This is a genomic window from Propioniciclava soli (assembly GCF_038502305.1).
Taxonomy (GTDB): domain Bacteria; phylum Actinomycetota; class Actinomycetes; order Propionibacteriales; family Propionibacteriaceae; genus Propioniciclava; species Propioniciclava soli.
In genome coordinates this window covers 3,606,034-3,622,276 of sequence record NZ_CP115965.1, presented here as the reverse complement: position 1 = coordinate 3,622,276, position 16,243 = coordinate 3,606,034, and the positions used below count along the sequence as shown (strand labels likewise).

Annotated in this window: 14 protein-coding genes; 5 read left to right on the top strand and 9 right to left on the bottom strand. The window is 72.1% G+C overall.

Translation table 11 applies throughout. The features are described from left to right. Positions 1-67 precede the first annotated feature (67 nt). The 3 genes from PCC79_RS16395 (at position 68) to PCC79_RS16385 (ending at position 2,363) form a co-directional block, all read left to right on the top strand. Positions 68-1,084: an LLM class flavin-dependent oxidoreductase gene (locus PCC79_RS16395; protein WP_342372485.1), complete on the top strand. Its 1,017-nt coding sequence runs from the start codon at positions 68-70 to the stop codon at positions 1,082-1,084. A 159-nt stretch (positions 1,085-1,243) separates the two neighbouring features. Then, positions 1,244-1,546 (top strand): helix-turn-helix transcriptional regulator, encoded by a 303-nt coding sequence (locus PCC79_RS16390; protein WP_342372484.1) that lies wholly within the window; start codon positions 1,244-1,246, stop codon positions 1,544-1,546. Between the two features lie 352 nt (positions 1,547-1,898). Then, positions 1,899-2,363, top strand: a complete 465-nt coding sequence (locus PCC79_RS16385) for a DUF6301 family protein (RefSeq protein ID WP_232547013.1) — start codon at positions 1,899-1,901, stop codon at positions 2,361-2,363. 278 nt (positions 2,364-2,641) lie between these two features. Here PCC79_RS16385 and PCC79_RS16380 read toward each other — a convergent pair whose 3' ends face one another. The 3 genes from PCC79_RS16380 to PCC79_RS16370 all read right to left on the bottom strand — a co-directional run bounded on the left by PCC79_RS16380 (position 2,642) and on the right by PCC79_RS16370 (position 6,662). After that, a complete protein-coding gene (locus tag PCC79_RS16380) occupies positions 2,642-3,034 on the bottom strand; it encodes an antibiotic biosynthesis monooxygenase (protein ID WP_342372483.1) in 393 nt (130 codons plus the stop codon). 199 nt (positions 3,035-3,233) lie between these two features. Then, positions 3,234-6,086 (bottom strand): lamin tail domain-containing protein, encoded by a 2,853-nt coding sequence (locus tag PCC79_RS16375; protein ID WP_342372482.1) that lies wholly within the window; start codon positions 6,084-6,086, stop codon positions 3,234-3,236. Positions 6,087-6,260: 174 nt separating this feature from the next. Further along, positions 6,261-6,662 (bottom strand): hypothetical protein, encoded by a 402-nt coding sequence (locus PCC79_RS16370; protein ID WP_342372481.1) that lies wholly within the window; start codon positions 6,660-6,662, stop codon positions 6,261-6,263. Between the two features lie 414 nt (positions 6,663-7,076). Between PCC79_RS16370 and PCC79_RS16365 the strand changes: the two genes are divergently transcribed. Next, positions 7,077-7,292 carry a hypothetical protein gene (locus PCC79_RS16365; protein ID WP_232547017.1) on the top strand — a complete coding sequence of 72 codons (216 nt, stop codon included), beginning with the start codon at positions 7,077-7,079 and terminating at the stop codon, positions 7,290-7,292. A gap of 13 nt (positions 7,293-7,305) precedes the next feature. Here the strand turns inward: PCC79_RS16365 and PCC79_RS16360 are convergent, their stop codons facing one another. Continuing rightward, positions 7,306-8,535, bottom strand: a complete 1,230-nt coding sequence (locus PCC79_RS16360) for a saccharopine dehydrogenase family protein (RefSeq protein WP_342372479.1) — start codon at positions 8,533-8,535, stop codon at positions 7,306-7,308. Positions 8,536-8,619: 84 nt separating this feature from the next. On the opposite strand from PCC79_RS16360, the gene PCC79_RS16355 reads away from it, so the two are divergent. Beyond that, positions 8,620-9,297: a response regulator transcription factor gene (locus PCC79_RS16355; RefSeq protein ID WP_342372478.1), complete on the top strand. Its 678-nt coding sequence runs from the start codon at positions 8,620-8,622 to the stop codon at positions 9,295-9,297. 27 nt (positions 9,298-9,324) lie between these two features. On the opposite strand, the gene PCC79_RS16350 is transcribed toward PCC79_RS16355, so the two are convergent. Genes PCC79_RS16350 through PCC79_RS16330 form a run of 5 tightly spaced genes read right to left on the bottom strand, consistent with a single transcriptional unit; the run spans position 9,325 to position 15,971 of the window. Then, the gene (locus PCC79_RS16350) at positions 9,325-10,281 is read right to left on the bottom strand and encodes an endo alpha-1,4 polygalactosaminidase (RefSeq protein WP_342372477.1); all 957 of its coding nucleotides are present in this window, start codon (positions 10,279-10,281) and stop codon (positions 9,325-9,327) included. Next, positions 10,278-10,928, bottom strand: coding sequence for a spherulation-specific family 4 protein (locus tag PCC79_RS16345; protein ID WP_342372476.1), 651 nt, complete (start codon positions 10,926-10,928; stop codon positions 10,278-10,280). Before PCC79_RS16345 ends, PCC79_RS16350 begins: the two co-directional genes overlap by 4 nt. Next, positions 10,922-12,202, bottom strand: coding sequence for a hypothetical protein (locus PCC79_RS16340; protein ID WP_232547022.1), 1,281 nt, complete (start codon positions 12,200-12,202; stop codon positions 10,922-10,924). Before PCC79_RS16340 ends, PCC79_RS16345 begins: the two co-directional genes overlap by 7 nt. Then, positions 12,199-13,719, bottom strand: a complete 1,521-nt coding sequence (gene pelF, locus PCC79_RS16335) for a GT4 family glycosyltransferase PelF (RefSeq protein WP_232547023.1) — start codon at positions 13,717-13,719, stop codon at positions 12,199-12,201. Before pelF ends, PCC79_RS16340 begins: the two co-directional genes overlap by 4 nt. Positions 13,720-13,721: 2 nt before the next feature. Further along, positions 13,722-15,971 (bottom strand): hypothetical protein, encoded by a 2,250-nt coding sequence (locus tag PCC79_RS16330; protein ID WP_232547024.1) that lies wholly within the window; start codon positions 15,969-15,971, stop codon positions 13,722-13,724. Positions 15,972-16,243 lie beyond the last annotated feature (272 nt).

Genomic DNA, 16,243 nt, shown 5'->3' with positions numbered 1-16,243 from the left:
GCTAACCGACGCGGCGAGGCGCGGATACTCCATGGAATATCGGCGGCAGCGTGGGTGCTGAGGGCGCATGAAGAACATCGGCTTCCTGTCGTTCGGGCACTGGTCGCCCTCGCCGCACTCGGCGGCGCGATCGGCGTCCGACGTGCTGCTCCAGTCGATCGACCTGGCCGTCGCGGCCGAGGAGATCGGCGCGGACGGGGCGTACTTCCGCGTCCACCACTTCGCACGGCAGCTGGCCTCGCCATTCCCGCTGCTGGCGGCGATCGGTGCGAAGACGAGCCGCATCGAGATCGGCACCGGCGTGATCGACATGCGCTACGAGAACCCGCTCTACATGGCCGAGGACGCCGGCGCGGCCGACCTGATCGCCGGCGGACGCCTCCAGCTCGGGGTGAGCCGTGGTTCGCCCGAGCAGGTTGTTGACGGGTACTCGTACTTCGGGCACACGCCCGAGGACGGCGACCACGCCCGCATGGCCCGCGAGCACACCCAGGTGCTGCTCGACGTGCTCAAGGGCGAGGGGTTCGCCGAGCCGAACCCGCGGCCGATGTTCCCCAACCCGCCCGGGCTGCTGCGCATCGAACCGCACTCGCCCGGCCTGCGCGACCGCATCTGGTGGGGTGCCGGCTCGCGCGCCACCGCCGAGTGGGCGGCGGAGCAGGGCATGAATCTGATGAGTTCGACCCTGCTCACCGAGGACACCGGCGTGCCGTTCCACGAGCTGCAGGCCGAGCAGATCCAGCGGTTCCGCGACGCGTGGGCCGCGGCGGGTCACACTAGGACGCCGCGCGTGTCGGTAAGCCGGAGCATCTTCCCGATCGTCAACGAGACCGATCGGGCGTATTTCGGATTGGAATCGCGGAGCCAGGACCAGGTGGGACGCCTCGAGGGCGGCCTCGCTCGCTTCGGCAAGACGTACGCGGACGAGCCTGATCGCCTCGCGGCCGCGCTGGCGCAGGACACTGCGATCGCCGCCGCGGACACCCTGCTGTTGACGGTTCCCAACCAGTTGGGCGTCGACTACTGCGCGCACGTGATCGAGTCTTTGCTGACCCACGTCGCTCCCGAGCTGGGGTGGCGCTGAGCCCGGTTCCTGTGTTCACTACGAAGCCACCACGTCGCTACGCACGACGCTGTGGCGCGCAGGCTTGCGTACCTGAGCGACCGGTGGGGGCAGGGGTCAGCAGCGCGAAGTGACACGTAAGCCGGTAAACACCGCGGATACGAGATGTGAAGGTCCACCATGGTCAAGCGCCCCACTCCGTTCGCCACCAAGCGCGCCGGCGACAGCCTCGGTGCCAACCTCGCTGCTTGGCGCCGCCTGCTGGGCCTACCTGCGTCGGTGATCGCCGAGCACGCGGGCATCTCCGTCTCCACCCTCAGTCGCCTGGAGAACGGGGACACCGGCGTCGGTCTCGCGACGTTCCTCAACGTCGCCAACGCACTGGGAATCCGTGATGCCGTCGTCCAAGCCACCGACCCCTTCGAGACCGATCTCGGCCGCGCCCGCGCCGAGCTGGCCCTACCCAAGCTCGTCCGCCGATGAGTGAACGCATCGAGGTCGCGGTCGATGTCGGTGGCCGAACCATCGCGGCAGGGACGCTCCATGTCACCGTGGGGCGGACGCTCACGAGCAGCTTCCAGTACGGGTCCGAGTATCTGCGCGACACGGACGCCTACGCGCTCGCCCCGCAGATGTCCTTGCTGGACAGACTTGTGGCAGCAGGTGAAGACGGGGCAGGTCGAGTGAAACATCCGCGTGATCACCACCAAGAGCGCCAAAACCAGGACCGAAGAGCCGTTCACGCTCACCGAACAGGTCCTGAGCGCCCTCCAGTCAGCCATCGACACTAGGCTCGCGGCCAAGTAGAGGAGACCTCATGGTCGAGTTTCGCACGGTGCCCATCGACGCCGGAGTCCGCGCTGTGCGTGCGTGGGCCGAGATGGACTGGCCTGTCACCAGCGAGCAGGCCGCAGCGATGAGGAATCGGCTCGGGTGGTCGGAGTCGTCAGAGGACGCCCGCGCGTTCACCACCGATTTCGGACTCGATTCCCATGACGGGAGCCTGGGCGTTGACCATGGGCTGCTGGCCGAGGTGGCCTTCCGGCTGTCGACATTGGCGCCGAGGGGAACCGAAGGGGAGGTGGCGGAGCGGTCGTGGGCGGCGTTCGCGGCCTATGAGGCGGCGTTCACGGCACTGTGGGGCCGACCGAAGCAACACTCCCATCGCGGGGTGAAGAGCGATGACTGGGTACTGCCGAACGGGGCTCAGGTGATGTTGGCGGGGTTGGACCGAATGATCAAGGTCGAGGTCGAGTCGCCAGCGTTGCGCGAGATGCTGGAGGCGACCGACGACGAGTGACGTGCTGCGGCGGTGGCACGGGGAGAGCGTGTCCTTGGCCTTCTGAGGGGTCTCTACTCGTGATCGGCCACACCTCGATCAAGCACTCCCCAGGTAGTGCCCAAGCGCACGTGCTGAAGACACGTCGGAGAACGCCGGACTGACGAACGGCTGGGCGGACGGGACCTTCCGGCCCTACGCCCACACCCACCGCGACGCCACGGCCGCGTTCTTCCAACGCTTCACCCAGGACAACGGCTTCTCCCACAACAGCGAGGCCAACCGCTGAGGCGCGGGCCTCAGCCGAGGTCCACCACCTCGTAGCTCCACAGCTCGGCGGTGAGACCGACGGGGCGTGGGGTGGGGGACGCGGTCGGGTGCTCAACGAACGCGGTGGGGTTCGACTCCGCCGCCGGGGAGCCCTGACCGTGCTGTCGGGACAGCTCGGTGTCGCGTCCACCGTGGGCGCCGCGGAAGTTCGAGGAGTTCATCCAGGCCTGGAACGACTCCTCGTCGCGCCAGCGGGTGAGGACGAGCCAGACGTGACGGTCGGCGTCCAGCGGCTTGAGGAGCTCGAAGCCCTCGAACCCGTCTTGGCCGTCGACCGCTCCGGCGCGCTGGGCGAACCTGTGGGCGAGTTCGTCTCCGCTGTCGGCCGGGACGGTGATGGCGTTGATCTTGGCGATGGTCATGGTTGCCAGCGTGGCTCGATACTCTGCTCCGTTCAACCGCCCCCGACGGATTCTGGCTCTCAGACCAGCTTCGAGGCGGAAGTTGATGAGTTCAATTCGGTGTCCCCACCCTGCATCAACTTCCAGCGTGCACCGGACAGGGCTGCGGGGCCAGCCCATGCTCGTGCTTCAGATTCTCGGGGAGGGTGTCGGTGACCCGTCAGCGGTTGGCTTCGCTGTTGTGGCTGTAGCCGTTGTCCTGGGTGAAGCGTTGGAAGAACGCGGCCATGGCGTCGCGGTGGGTGTGGGCGTAGGGCCGGAAGGTCCCGTCGGGCCAGCCGGTGGTGATGTCGTGCTCGTGGGCCCAGGTGATCTCAGCGTAGAACGGATCGGTGGGTGCCAGATCGCTGAACGGCGACACCGTCGGCGGGGTGTGGTCCGGCGAGCCGGAGTAGCGGTAGAGGAACGCCATCATCGCGTTCCGGTCGATGGGCGCGGTGGGTCGGAACGTCCCGTCGGGCCAGCCGGTGGTGACGCCCTCGTTGGCGGCCCACACGATCGCGGCGTAGTGCTCGGTTGTGGGGGTTACATCGGCAAATGGTTCGGTCAGCCCCGCCACGGATGGTGAGCCGGCCGCTCGGTACAGGAAGGCGGCCATGGCGTCCCGGTTGACCGCGGTGGTGGGCCGGAAGGTGCCGTCGGGCCAGCCGGTGGTGAGGCCGGCGTTCTTCATCCACGCGATCGCGTCGAAGTGCTCCGTCCCGACCGGCACATCGCTGAACGGCGGCACGGCGTCCGCGCAGGGCAGTGTCCCCGTCCGCAGCGCACCCGGCTGCTCGCCGTCGGCGAACCACCACGCGGGGCGGACGCCGTCGGTGCAGAGGTCGGCCGTCGCGGTGGCGAAGCCCTCGTTGTTGAGGTTAGGCATGGACGCCGGCCGCTCGACGTGGACGAGACCGGGGGCGTCCGTGCCGTTGAACGTGATCTGCGTCGCCAGACCGTTGCAGCCGTTGTCGCACACGGCCCACAGCACGCCGAGGTCGGTGTCCCAGTCGAGCGCCATGACGCCGCCCAGATAGGGGACCGTCTCGCTCACCCGGGCGAACGTGCCGTCGGCGTTCAGCGCGTAGCCGTACACGTGGCCGTTGGCCTCGAGCGCCACGAAGAACAGGCCGTCACCGTGGCCGGGGTGATCGGCCGGCTCGTACGGCTTGCCGAGCGCGTCGTCCCACAGGACGCCGGCCAGGTCGGCGTCCGCCACCCACTCGACGGCCTCGAGGCCGGTGTTGGCGGAGACGGCCGGCAGGTCGGCGGTGAGATCCCACTCCTGGGACGCGACGATCGTCGCCCCCGCGGCGTCCGGGTCGACCTTCAGGACCTTGTTGAGGTTCACGCCCTTGGCGTTGTTGTCGCGCTCGACGGCCACGTACAGGGACCCGTCGCCCGACACCGTGATGCCCTCGGCGTCCGGCCCTTCCGGGCCGGTGTCGGTCTGGAAGCGGACGTTCCTACCGTCCTCCCAGCCCCGGGCCAGCGTGAAGGAACCGTCGGCGGCCACGTGGGACTTGAAGATCGTGCCGGCATCGTTGTCGACGCCCCACAGCACCGAGCCGTCCTCGGTCTGCTCGACGTCGAGGCCGGAGGAGTCGGCCAGGAAAGTGGCGGTGGTGTCGAGGACGGTCACGTCCGGCGAGCCGGGCCAGGTGATCGTGTTGATCGGCGTCTCGGGCTCGGGATCCTCCGGGATGACGCCGTCGCACGCGTTCGAGAGGCCCTTCGTGGAAGCGATCTGGTCGACCATCGGGCCGGTGGTGCCGGGGCAGCGGCCGATCGAGACGGCGGCGTGGGCCGCCCAGGCGGATTCGGCCACGACCGTCCCGTCGGCGTCCCGGACGCTCGCCACGTCGTTGGCGCCGAGACCGAACGAGAAGTGGGTGCCCTGGTCGAAGACGAAGTACTCACCTGCCCCGAGCACGGTGCCGGACGGCAGCGGTGCGGTCTGGCCCGCGTGGCCGAAGGGGTCGTCGTCCATGACCGTCCAGCCAGAGAGGTCGATGGGTGCGTCAGAGGAGTTCACCACCTCCACCCAGTCGGTGGAATCGCCGTCGGACTCGACCTCGTTGATGACGATGCCGCCGGGGCAGTCGTTGAAGCCACCGGAGGTGGTGTACGTGACGACCCACTCCTCACCGGTGACGTTCGGGCAGCGGGAGAAGCCGGCGACGGCCTCGTCGCCACCGATGGCGGGGTGCGCCGTCCAGCTGAACGACTGGAGCGCGCTGGCCGGATCGAAGGCCGTCTCGCCGGGGGCGAAGAGGTGCACGGAATCTGCGCCGCCGAGACCGAAGGTGAACGTGCCGCCGTCCACGACGAGGTAACCCCGTGCCGGGACGAGGGTGCCGGACGGGAAGGCGTAGCGGTGCGTCGCGTCGTTCGGCGCGTTGTCGGTGAGGACGTAACCGCCGATGTCGAGGGGCTGGGTGCCGGTGTTGAAGAACTCCACCCCGTCGAGCGGGCCGGAGTCGACCTCGTTCAGCACCAGGTTGTGCGGGCCGACCTGCTCCACGTCGCAGTCGTTGGGGCCCCCGAGGGTGACGCTGTTGGCCTGCAGGAAGTCGCCGGTGCCGTCGGGGCAGCGCGACCAGCTGGGCTGCGCGTGGGAGGCGAACGTGTGCCCGTCCACCAGCGTGGTGCCATCGGGGAGGTAGAGCCGAGCGGCGTCGCCGTTGCCCAACCCAAAGGTGAACCCCGGGGTGCCGTCCTGCCTCAGGACGAGATACTCCCCGGCACCGATCAGCGTGCCCTCGGGCAGGGCGTCGGTGCGCGTGTCGTCGCCGTCCTTGATGATCCATCCGGAGACGTTGACGGCCTGTGTGCCGGTGTTCGTCAGCTCGATCGCGTCGGCCAGGACGGGATCGTTGGTGACGATCTCGTTGATGCGGATGCTGGTGTCCGCTGCGTGGGCGTCCGGCTGGCTGGTGGGTGACAACAGGGTTCCGGTGGCCACGAGGGCCGATGCTGCGGCCAGGGCAGTGAACCTGCGGGACGTGGACGGCTTCCGCTCAGACAGCATGCCTGTCATCAAAGCCCGGGCGGGTGAGGGGCCGGTGTCGCGTGGGTGAACGGCCGGCCAACCGGAGTGATGGCGCGATGGGTGGGAGCCCCGGGCGCCCCTGGACGCGGCGACGCGCCCGGCTCAGGTGAGCGGGCGCGTCGGGTCGGTCGGGGGCGGGGATGGCCCCGGTGGTCAGCGGTGGTCGACGGGAGCGCCGACGGGGGCGTCCACGGTGCGGGCCGCGCCGGGCTTGCGGAACGCCAGGGTGGCGAGCGCGATGATGCCGATGAGGTAGATCACGCCGAAGATTTGGTGCACCAGCGTGAGGTGCATGTGTCCGAGCACGATCTGGAGGACGCCGAACAAGGTCATCCCGAGCGCGTGCCACAACAGGCCCTGGTTGCCGCTCTGCCGCGACCAGATGAACGCGGCGATGGCTCCGATGGCGGCGAACGTGGTGGTCGCCTCACCCATGCGGGGGTGCAGCGGCCACGGGCCGGCCCAGCCGAAGCCGGTGAACAGCTGGTAGAGGGCGATGAGGGCGGCCAGGACGGCCGCGATGCGGAGCAGGACGAGAGACCAGTGTGACTTCACAGGTTTCAGTGTGGTTGATGCGAAGGACGGGCCCAAGTCGGTGGCAATCGGGCGGCCGATCCCGCGGGGGTGGCGAGCCAGAGCCACTGCGCTCCCCGCGCGGCACCGTGCTCTTGCTGGAAGGTGAGCCCCGCTATGGCCGGGGAGCGAGGTGGCTCGTCCGGGGAGCAGGGCTACGGCAGGGGAGCGCGGCTACGGCAGGGGAGCGCGGTGACGGCGGGGGAGCGCGGCCGGACGCAGCGGGCGGCCGGAGGGCGCCAGAGACCAGGCACCCAAGGCACTGGAGTCACGACCCGGAGGGCGCCGACCCGAATGCCTGCTCTCGGGTGGGAGACGCGGGCCGCCCGGGTGACTACGGTGGGGAGGGCACCGGGGCGCCCTTTGCGCACCGGTTCGGCGAACGAAGGAGTCGACATGAGTGAGCAGAAGTCCGAGGTCCAGAACCTGACGGCGCCCGCGGAGGGCACCGAGACCCTCGATGCCGCACCCCCCGCGGTGGACGCTGGGCAGGTCGCCGACGGCGAGCCGAAGGACTACGGCCGCGACACCACGGGCGTCGACCAGGCGGTCGGCGCCGAGACCCAGGCCGGCGAGGAGCGCAACGACTCCCGCGGCGAGGTCATCCCCTGAGCGTCAGCTGATCTCAGCCCAGGCGTTCCACCGTCAGGGTGAATCCCTGGGCGCGCAGGCGGTCGACCAACGCCTCGCCCATCGCGGACGCGGGGGTCAGGACGCCGGCGCGCTCGGGGAGGTCGTCACGCGCCAGGCTGAGCGCACTCTCCCCGAGCATGATGGCGGTGCCGTCGTAGCCCGGGTCGTGGTCGGCGGCGACGACGGCGCGGTACCGGGCACCGGTGGTGGTCGTGGTCGTGATGTCGAGGCGGAAGCGTCCGTTGGCGCGGCGTTCGGCGTCCGGCCCCTCACCCGGCGCGGGCAGCAGGCGGTCCAGCAGCGTGCGGGTCGGCTTCCACGCCAACCCGGCGAACAGCACCCCCATCCCCGCCGACAGGCCCCCGGCGCGCAGCACGCCGCGCGGCCCCGGGCCGAGGTCGATGAGCTCCCGGTAGCGCAGCCCCCGGCCGTAGGACCAGTCGGTCAGCGTGTTCGAGAGCCGCACCACGCGGGCGTTGTGGGACGCCATGACGAACGGCCCGAGCCACCGGCCGGTCCCCGGCTCGCGCTCGGCGGGCAGCAGCGAGCCCTTCTCCTGGGCGCCCTCCGGCTCCTCGTCGCGCCGCGGGCTGAGCAGGTGGGGGTCGGCGAGCAGCCGGCGGGCGGCCGGATCCTTGCGCCACGTGATGGCCATCTGGCGCGCCGAGTCGAGTGTGCCGCCCGAGATGCCGCCCCGCAGCGAACGGACGACGAGGGTGGTGTCGGTGAGCGTGCCCTCGCCGTCGGCGTCCGCCCGGTCGGCCAACAGCAGCACGCCGAGATCGGACGGCACGGAGTCGAACCCGCACGAGTGCACGATCTTGGCGCCGGTCTGGCGGGCGCGGGCGGTCGCCGTGTCCACCGACCAGTGCACGAACAACGGCTCGCCGGTCAGGTCGGCGTAGTGGGTGCCCTCCTCGGCGCAGGCGCGGACGACGAGGCGGCCGTCGCGCGCGTAGGGCCCGACGGTGGTGACCACGACCCGCGTGCGGGACGCCATCGCCCGCAGCCCCGCGGCGTCCGAGGCGTCCACCTCGATCAGCGGCCAGTCGGCGGCAGCCTCGCCCAGGTCGTCGCGCAGCCGGGCCAGCCGGGACGCCGACCGGCCCGCCAGACCGATCCGGACGCCCCCGCCGGCGTGTTCGGCCAGATGGCCTGCGGTCAGGGATCCGACGAAACCGGTGGCACCGAGCAGGACGATGTCGAGTTCACGATCAGTCATCGCTCCACTCTGCCATGGCCGCCACGGGTGACGGCGCAGCCCGAGGTCGACGCCGCACGGGGATCGCTCCGCTACCGTGGACGCGTGGCGCCACGACCCCGGATCCGCCTCCTCGCGGCCGACGACGACCCCCAGGTGCGGGCCGCCTACCGCGACCTGTTCGCCCACCACCCCGAGGTGGAGCTGGTCGGCGAGGCGAGCGACGGGGCCGAGGCCGTCGAGGCGTACGCCCGGCTGCGGCCCGACGTGGTGCTCATGGATCTCCAGATGCCCCGGGTCTCCGGCATCGACGCCATCGGCCAGATCCACCAGCGGTGGCCGGACGCCATCGTCGTCGCGATGACGACGTTCGGCACCCAGGAGTACGTCGTGGCCGCGATCCGGGCCGGGGCGGCGGGGTATCTCATCAAGGGGGTCGGCGGCAGCGGCCTCACCACCGCGCTGCGCCAGGCCGTGGCCGGCGACATGCCGCTCAGCTCCACGGTGCGGCGCGAGCTGGCGGCCGTCCTCAAGGGGGACGCCGCGAGCCCGCCCCCGCAGCGCGACCTCACCCCCCGCGAGACCGAGCTCCTGCGCTGGCTGGGGCACGGCTTCACCAATGCGCAGATCGGGGCCCGGATGCACCTGTCGGAGGGGTCGGTGAAGCAGTACGTGGCGCGCATCGGCGACAAGCTGGGCGTCACCTCGCGCACGCAGATCCTGGTCCGGGCGATCCAGCTGAGGGTGGTCGACCCCAGCGACCTGCCCCCCATCCACGATTGACGGCAGGGTCGGCGAGGACGCCCCGCGTCAGCCGCAGCGCTCGACGGCGGCGCTGAGCTCGTCATCCTTGAGCACCGTCGAGAACCCGGCGGGCACCGCCGCGCACACCGCGGCCGCGTCGCCGGCGTACTCGATGTGGAACACCGCCTTGCCGTCCGCCAGCATCGGGGCGTACGCGTCACACTCGGCGTACGCGACGCACTCCTCGTTCACCGCGAAGTCGACGACGCCGCCGAGTTCGGGCAGCACCTCCACGGCGTTCTTCAGCCCGAGCGAAAGGCCCCGGGCATGGGCGGCCTCGGCGAGGGCCCGCACATAGGCCACCGTGTCGCCCCGCGTCAGGTCGAACCCCGTCTCGGCGCCGTACCCGTCGACGTTGTCGGGGTCGACCGCGTCGAATCCCTTGGCTGCGCAGGCGTCCAGGCGCGCGGTCATGATCGGGAGCAGCACGTCGAGCTGGCGGGTGTCGAGCCAGCGCTCGCCCTCCCAGTCGTCGAGGGGTTCGCCCAGCACGGGGGCGGGAAAGGCGTCGGCGTCGGAGCGCCAGTCCTCCCAGCCGCCGGCGTTCACGTAACAGATCGTCCGTGCCCCGGACGCCTCCGCCGCGGCCACCCAGTCGGCCGGGGCGTCCTCACCGTCGACGTCGTAGACGCCGACCCCCGGCTCCAGCGCGGGCATCTCGGCGTAAGCGATCTGCCAGGGGGCGCCCTGCTCGGGAGCCCAGACCTCCGGCGTCGCCCCGGCCGTCTCCGCTGCGGGCGAGGCCGACGGCCCGCCCGAGGCTGCGACCGGTGCTGCGGTGTCGGCCGGGGTGGGCGCGGCTGGGGATGTCGGGTGGGCACGGCGGGCGTCCGGGGACGCCGGTCCGGCGCTCGCGGCCGCGCAGCCGGTCACCCCGCAGCCCGCGATCGCGAACCCCGCGATCGCGACCAGCGCGACGACGGGCCGGGTGGGGGTGGAGCCGGCGCGCCGGGGGTGGGTCACGGCCACGCCTCCGGCAGCCGTGCATAGGGGTTGGGGAGGGTCGCATCGGTGACCCACACGAACGCCGCCCCGCGGCGCGCCGCGACGTCGCGTGCCGCCGTGATGTCGGCGAGGGGCACGCCGTGCACGAGGTGCCACGTGGGCCCGGCGGCAGGGCGGTCCGGCCAGGCCAGACCGGCGTAGGTGCTCCACGCGCACTCCGACACGCAGGTGACGTCGGCTGCCGCCACGACCTCCGGCGCGCACGGTGCCCCGGGATTCAGCGCCACCTTCGTCGCCCCGTCGGCGCGCAGGGCGCCGATGAGCTCCAGCGTGGTGCTGGGCGCGTCGGTGCTCACGCAGTCCAACATCACGCCGCTCACCCCGTACCGCTCGCGCCACGTGGCGGCGTCGCGACGGACGGCGTCGGCGTCCCGCTGCCCGTACCCGGTGTTCACGTACCCGAGCAGCGGCGTCCGGATGCCGGGGCGCAGGGCCTCCGTGTAGTAGGGGTCGCCCTCCGGGCCCGGCCCGCTGGCCACGTTGACCACGGCGAATGCGAGGCCGAGCGAACCCTGCCGGAGGAACTCCCAGGCCGTGGGGTGCTCGGCCGGGTGCAGGTAGAACGGCGCCGCCAGCTGGGGCCCGTCCGGTGTCAGGGTCACCATGCGCTCGGGGAGGCGTGGCGCGACGCGCCGACCGCGGTGGTGAGAACGAGACTGGCCGCCATCCAGGCACCGTAGCGCACGGCGTCGGTCGAGCCGTCGGCCAGCCAGACCGCGGCCGCGAGGGTGGCCATGCCGGCCAGGCACATGAGGGCGGAGGTGGGCGCGTGCCCCGAGCGCAGCAGGATGGACGCCGCCGCCGTCAGTGCCGAGACGGCGATGGCCGCGGTGGCCAGGGGCACCGTCCACGGCAGGCCGAGCACGGCGGCCGTGGCCCAGCCCGTGAGCTCGCCGACCCCCGTGACCGCCCAGACCGCGAGCACCCCCACGGTGCCGCTGGCCCACAGGGCGATGCGCCAGGTCGTCGACACCGAGGCCACGCTGCGCGCCGAGCGGGCGCAGAACTCGTGCAGGGGGTCGGCGGCGGCCGACGCCAGCAGGCCGGCGGTGGCGATCACGATGAACGCGGGCCCGAGCCGGCCGAACAGCAGGGCCAGGATGCCGAGCAGGGCCGCGACCTGCAGGGTCGTCCAGCCGACCGAACGGGTCAGGGCGGGCGTCCAGGCGGGAGCGGCACCCCCGGCCCGGCGGGCGAGCACGAGCAGTGCCCAGCCGGTGGCGCCGGCGATGACGGCGTAGGCCACCGCACCGTCGAACCGGGTGCCCGGCAGGGCGAGCCCGGTCAGCGACAGTGCGGCCCCCGCGGCGACGATGCCGGTGAACCGCCAGCCGGCGAGCAGGCAGGTGCCCACCGCCCCGACGACCCCCCACGCCGCCCAGGCGACGATCGCCGGCTGGGCCCAGGCGAGAGCGACCACCGCGCAGCACACGACCACCGCGATCGCGAGCCGCAGGGCGGTGGCGGACGCCGCGGCGAGCCGCCCCTGCCCCAGCCCCCACCACAGGACCGCGCCGAGGATCTGCCCGCCCAGCCAGGACGCCGCCCCGGCGGCGAAGACGGCGGGCGGATGGTCGCCGTTGGCGAGGGTCATGACGCAGAGCACCACGCCACCCAGCAACGCCAGCGCGCGGGCGATGGCGGGCGCGAGGCCCGCCGCGGGTCGGGGCGTCACCACGGCGCCGTGCCCCTGGTCGGCCAGCAGATGCGCCGCGTGGTCGAACGCGTCGTGGTAGCCGGCGCGGATGGCGTGGGCGTCCCCGAACCCCTGGGACTCGAGCCGCGCCGTGGCGTCGAACACGTCGACCGACCCCGCCACGGTGGCCGGAATGCTCGCCCACGCCTCCCCCGGCGTGCCGGTGTAGCCGCTGGCGCTCATGCCGGCTCCAAAACGGTGGCGGCGGCCCGGACGCCCCCCGCCCGGTCGGGCACGAGGGTTGCCACGCGCGCCGAGACGGCCCGGGCCGCAGCATCGTCGTACACCGCGCGGTAGGTGTCGGCGAACACCTGCAGCGAGAAGACCTCGAGGGCCCGCTCCCGCGCTGCCAGCCCCATGGCATGGCGGGCGTCGGCGTCGGTCAAGAGGGTGACGAGGGCGTCCGCCATCGCTGCGGGCTCGCGCGGCGGCACGATGAGCCCGGCGGCGCCGTCGCGGCCCGTGCACTCGGCGACGCCACCGACGTCGGTGCTCACGGTCGGGCGGCCCTGCATCATCGCCTCCAGCACGGTGAAGGGCAGCCCCTCCGAGATGGACGACAACGCCACGACCTGCCCGGCCTCGATGGCCGGACGCGCCGAGGGCGCCGGCCCCTCGAAGGTCACCACCTCGCCCAGCCCCAGCAGCGCCACCTGCTCCACGAGCGTGGCGTGGTAGGCCTCGTTGCCCGCCGGTACGGGGCCGAAGAGGCGCAGCCGGGCGTCCGGCACCCGCGCCATGACGAGGGCGAACGCGTCAATCAGGGTTGCCAGGTCCTTCAGCGGGTCGATGCGGCCGACGAAGCTGACGACCGGATCGGCGGGCTCGCTCTCCAACATCGGGAACAGGGAGGGGTCGACGCCGTTGTACACCGGTTGGATGCGCTCGGGGTCGGCGCCGAGGCGGGTCTCCCAGCGGCCGTTGAAGAAGTTCACGGGCGCGATGATCTCGGCGTCGGTGTAGGCCAGCGTGCACACCGAGCGGAGGAAGGCCAACAGCACGTACCGGACGTTCCACGGCCACCCGGCCGCGTGCAGGGCCAGGTAGCGCTCGCGCAGGAACACGCCGTGCTCGGTGAGCAGCAGCGGCGTCCCGGTGCGCCAGTGGCGGGCCAGCGCCATGAGCGCGGCCGGGCCGTTCGAGGTGGCGTGGATGACGTCCACCTCGGGCCAGTCGGCGTCCATGAGGGCGAGAGCCCGGTCGGCGTGCACGGCCGCGGCGGCGGCGTCCGACGCCGTGAGCGCCGGTGTGCCGGGCACGTGGACGCGGTGGGCCTGCCAGGCCTCCAGGATCGGACGGGTGGAGCCGGTCTGGGTGAGCAGCCAGTCCAGCGCCTGGTAGCTCGGCACGGCCAGCCGGCCCAGCGCGTCGCGGAGCCGGTCGATGTTCTCCGGGTCGGCGGGGTTGCTGGGCAGGACGGCCGCCCACAGGTCCCGCAGTGCCTCGCGGGTGCGGCGGAGCTCGCGGCCGGTCGTCCGGGGTCGCCAGGGGCGGGTGCCGACATGTGCGTCCCACATCGGCACGCACGTCGTCGAGGCCACGTTGGCCGGGGCGTCCCACACCGGGGTGCGCTCCAGCCCGACGATCGTCACCACGTCGAAGGTGTGTTCGGGCAGGTGGGTGAGCAGCTGGTCACACCAGGTGCTCACCCCTCCCTTCGCCACGGGGTAGGTGCCCTCGTTCAGCAGTGCGATGCGCATGGTCAGCGCCCCGCTGCGACCTTCGGCGCGGTTGCCGGTTCGTGTGCCGACTCCCCCGCCATCGGCTCCTCGGGGGCCAGCGGCGCCTCGGTGAGGACGGGGAGCTCGACGGTCGGCTCCTGCGCCTCGACCGCCGGGTTCGGCGTGGCGACGGGCACGTCGGGCACGACCGGCCAGACGACCGACGTGGCGTACCCGCTCGCCGCGGGCAGCGTCAGCGTGAGCGTCTGGCCCGCGGGGACGCTGCGGGCGCCGGACGCCTGCCCGCCGTAGCTGGGCATCGTCCAGGCCGTGCGTCCCACCGCCGCCTTCGTGCCCGCGGGGGCGGTGGCGGGCACCGTCACGGCGCTACCGGCACGGTTCGTCACCGTCACCTGCTGACCGGAGAGCGTCGCCGAGATGCTCGCCTGCTGGGTGGGCCAGGTGCTCTGGCGCAGCAGCTCCGTCCCGGCCTCGACCATCGTGGGGTTCACCACCGGTGCGTTCGTCGCGAACAGCGCCTGGTACCGGGTGAGGATCTGGTCCACCACCGGGTAGAGGATGCGCTCCCCGGCCAAGTTGGACTGGTGCGCATAGTGCGGCCGGGGGTCGTTGGCGAGCACGTGGCCGAGGTCGATGCGCGCCTCGAGCGGCGCGATGTAGCTGTCGTACCCGGTGGCGAGGTCGAGCGGGGCGATGCACGTCGTCGTCTCCGGGTGCGCCTCGCAGTAGCCCGAACCGCCGTCGGCCGCCGCCGTGTACATCCAGTTGTACTCGTCGGCCATCTGCTGCTTCGTGGCGGCGTTGTAGAACACGGCCATCGGGTAGCGCGGCACCGTGGTGGCCGGCCCGATCGTCCGCACCGTCGATTCGCGGGAGTTGTCCGTGGCGATCCAGGCGATCTTCTGCTGGGCCAGCGCCGTCGCGAGGTTGGGGTTGTCGTTCGGCATCTGCGGCAACGCGCGGATGCCCGAGTGCTCGCCGGTGACGAGCGCCTTGGCGTCGTAGTTGGGCAGCAGGTTCCACTGCGCGTAGCTCTTGTTCTTGCCGATCTCGGAGTTCAGGGTCGCCAGCGACGTCCACGCCACGGCGCCGGTGGCGTCCGTGCCGCACTGCCACGTGCCGAGGGCGGTGTAGTTCTGCGTGCAGCCCAACCACGGGTGCGACCAGGTGTGGTTGATCCAGCGGAGCTGGTACTTGTTGAGCAGCAGTGCCATCTCGAGCGGGTCGATCAACGTCTTGTGGTCGTTCTTGTACTCGGTGGCCCCGAACCCGTTGTAGACCATGTCGAGCTTCACGCCGGTCCGCTTCTGCCAGGCCAGTAGCGCCGTCACGTCGGCCTTCGTCATGCGGACGGTCGCGCCCGGCCCCTCGGGCGGATACACGGCCGGGTCGCAGTCGTCACCGATGGTGCAGTTGCCCTCGACGCTCCACAGGCTGTCGGGCAGCAGGACGTCGTCGATGTGAACGCTGAGGTAGTTGCGCGACGTGCCCAGGGTGACACCGCGGGTGAGCCACGCCACGATGCCGTGCGCGAGCACCTGGAAGTGCGCCTGGTGGCGGTTGGACGCGAACGTCGTGACCAACTGCTCGCGGCCGTCGTGGGTGAAGACGCCGAGCAGCGAGCCGGCCTCGGCCGAGCCCGGGATCGGCGCGGTCACGAGCGGCGTGAATGAGGTGGTGGCCGTCGGGGCCAGCGGTGTGGCCAGATAGCCCCAGGACTCGTCCACGCGCGGATCGAGGTCGTCGAGGGTGAACGTGCCCTTCAGGTAGCGGAAGTCGGCGGCGAGCGCGGCCGGCGTCACGGTGGCGGTCAGCCCGTCGACGGCCCCGACGTAGCCGGGGTTGGCGGCGTAGTTCAGGCCCACCTCGGGGTGCGCCCACGTGTAGGCCGCCACCTCGCGGACGCCGAACGTGCGCTCGTACTGGGCCAACACCTGCCGCTCGGCCTCGCTGAGCTGGCTGGGCGCCTCGTTCGGCGCGACGACGCCCGAGAACTGGCCGTGCGCACCGGCGGCGTCCGTCGTCGCGAGGAAGTCGGCGGTGAGCGTCGGCCGGTCGGCCGCGTTCAGGTCGACCACCGTGGTCGGCTGCCCCTCGGACGCCAGCCGCGCCGCCAGGGCGGCGACCATGGGCTGGCCGTCGTCGAGCACGAGCACGTTGAGCCGAATGTCGGCGCGGACGGCCGTCGCGGCCGTGGCCGGCGCAGCCGCACCGGCGAGAAGAATGATGATCGAACCGACCAGTCCGCCCCAGACGCGGACGCATGACATTGGAACCACAGTGCTCCCCCCAGCACCCGTGGGGGAAACACCACAACCGGTGCCGGGAGGCCCCCAACCGCACCGGCCCTCTCATGGTGAAACTCCCGTTCGGCCGCCGTCAAGACCCCCTCAGGGGGGCCGGATGCCCGGCGGCGGCGCCCTTGGACGGCCTTCACAGGAGAGTCACAGGGGCCGCCGCGGCATCCCCAGTAGTGGCAGGGGGTGCCGCGCCCGGTTGGTCGCGTCCGGCCGGGCGAGCCGGCACGGCCGCTCGGCCGATG

Excerpts from the sequence above, each read along its gene's own strand:
- PCC79_RS16395 (WP_342372485.1), top strand. The coding sequence starts at position 68 with ATGAAGAACATCGGCTTCCTGTCGTTCGGGCACTGGTCGCCCTCGCCG.
- PCC79_RS16390 (WP_342372484.1), top strand. The coding sequence starts at position 1,244 with ATGGTCAAGCGCCCCACTCCGTTCGCCACCAAGCGCGCCGGCGACAGC.
- PCC79_RS16380 (WP_342372483.1), bottom strand. The coding sequence starts at position 3,034 with ATGACCATCGCCAAGATCAACGCCATCACCGTCCCGGCCGACAGCGGA.
- PCC79_RS16375 (WP_342372482.1), bottom strand. The coding sequence starts at position 6,086 with ATGCTGTCTGAGCGGAAGCCGTCCACGTCCCGCAGGTTCACTGCCCTG.
- PCC79_RS16365 (WP_232547017.1), top strand. The coding sequence starts at position 7,077 with ATGAGTGAGCAGAAGTCCGAGGTCCAGAACCTGACGGCGCCCGCGGAG.
- PCC79_RS16360 (WP_342372479.1), bottom strand. The coding sequence starts at position 8,535 with ATGACTGATCGTGAACTCGACATCGTCCTGCTCGGTGCCACCGGTTTC.
- PCC79_RS16345 (WP_342372476.1), bottom strand. The coding sequence starts at position 10,928 with ATGGTGACCCTGACACCGGACGGGCCCCAGCTGGCGGCGCCGTTCTAC.
- PCC79_RS16340 (WP_232547022.1), bottom strand. The coding sequence starts at position 12,202 with ATGAGCGCCAGCGGCTACACCGGCACGCCGGGGGAGGCGTGGGCGAGC.
- pelF (WP_232547023.1), bottom strand. The coding sequence starts at position 13,719 with ATGCGCATCGCACTGCTGAACGAGGGCACCTACCCCGTGGCGAAGGGA.
- PCC79_RS16330 (WP_232547024.1), bottom strand. The coding sequence starts at position 15,971 with ATGTCATGCGTCCGCGTCTGGGGCGGACTGGTCGGTTCGATCATCATT.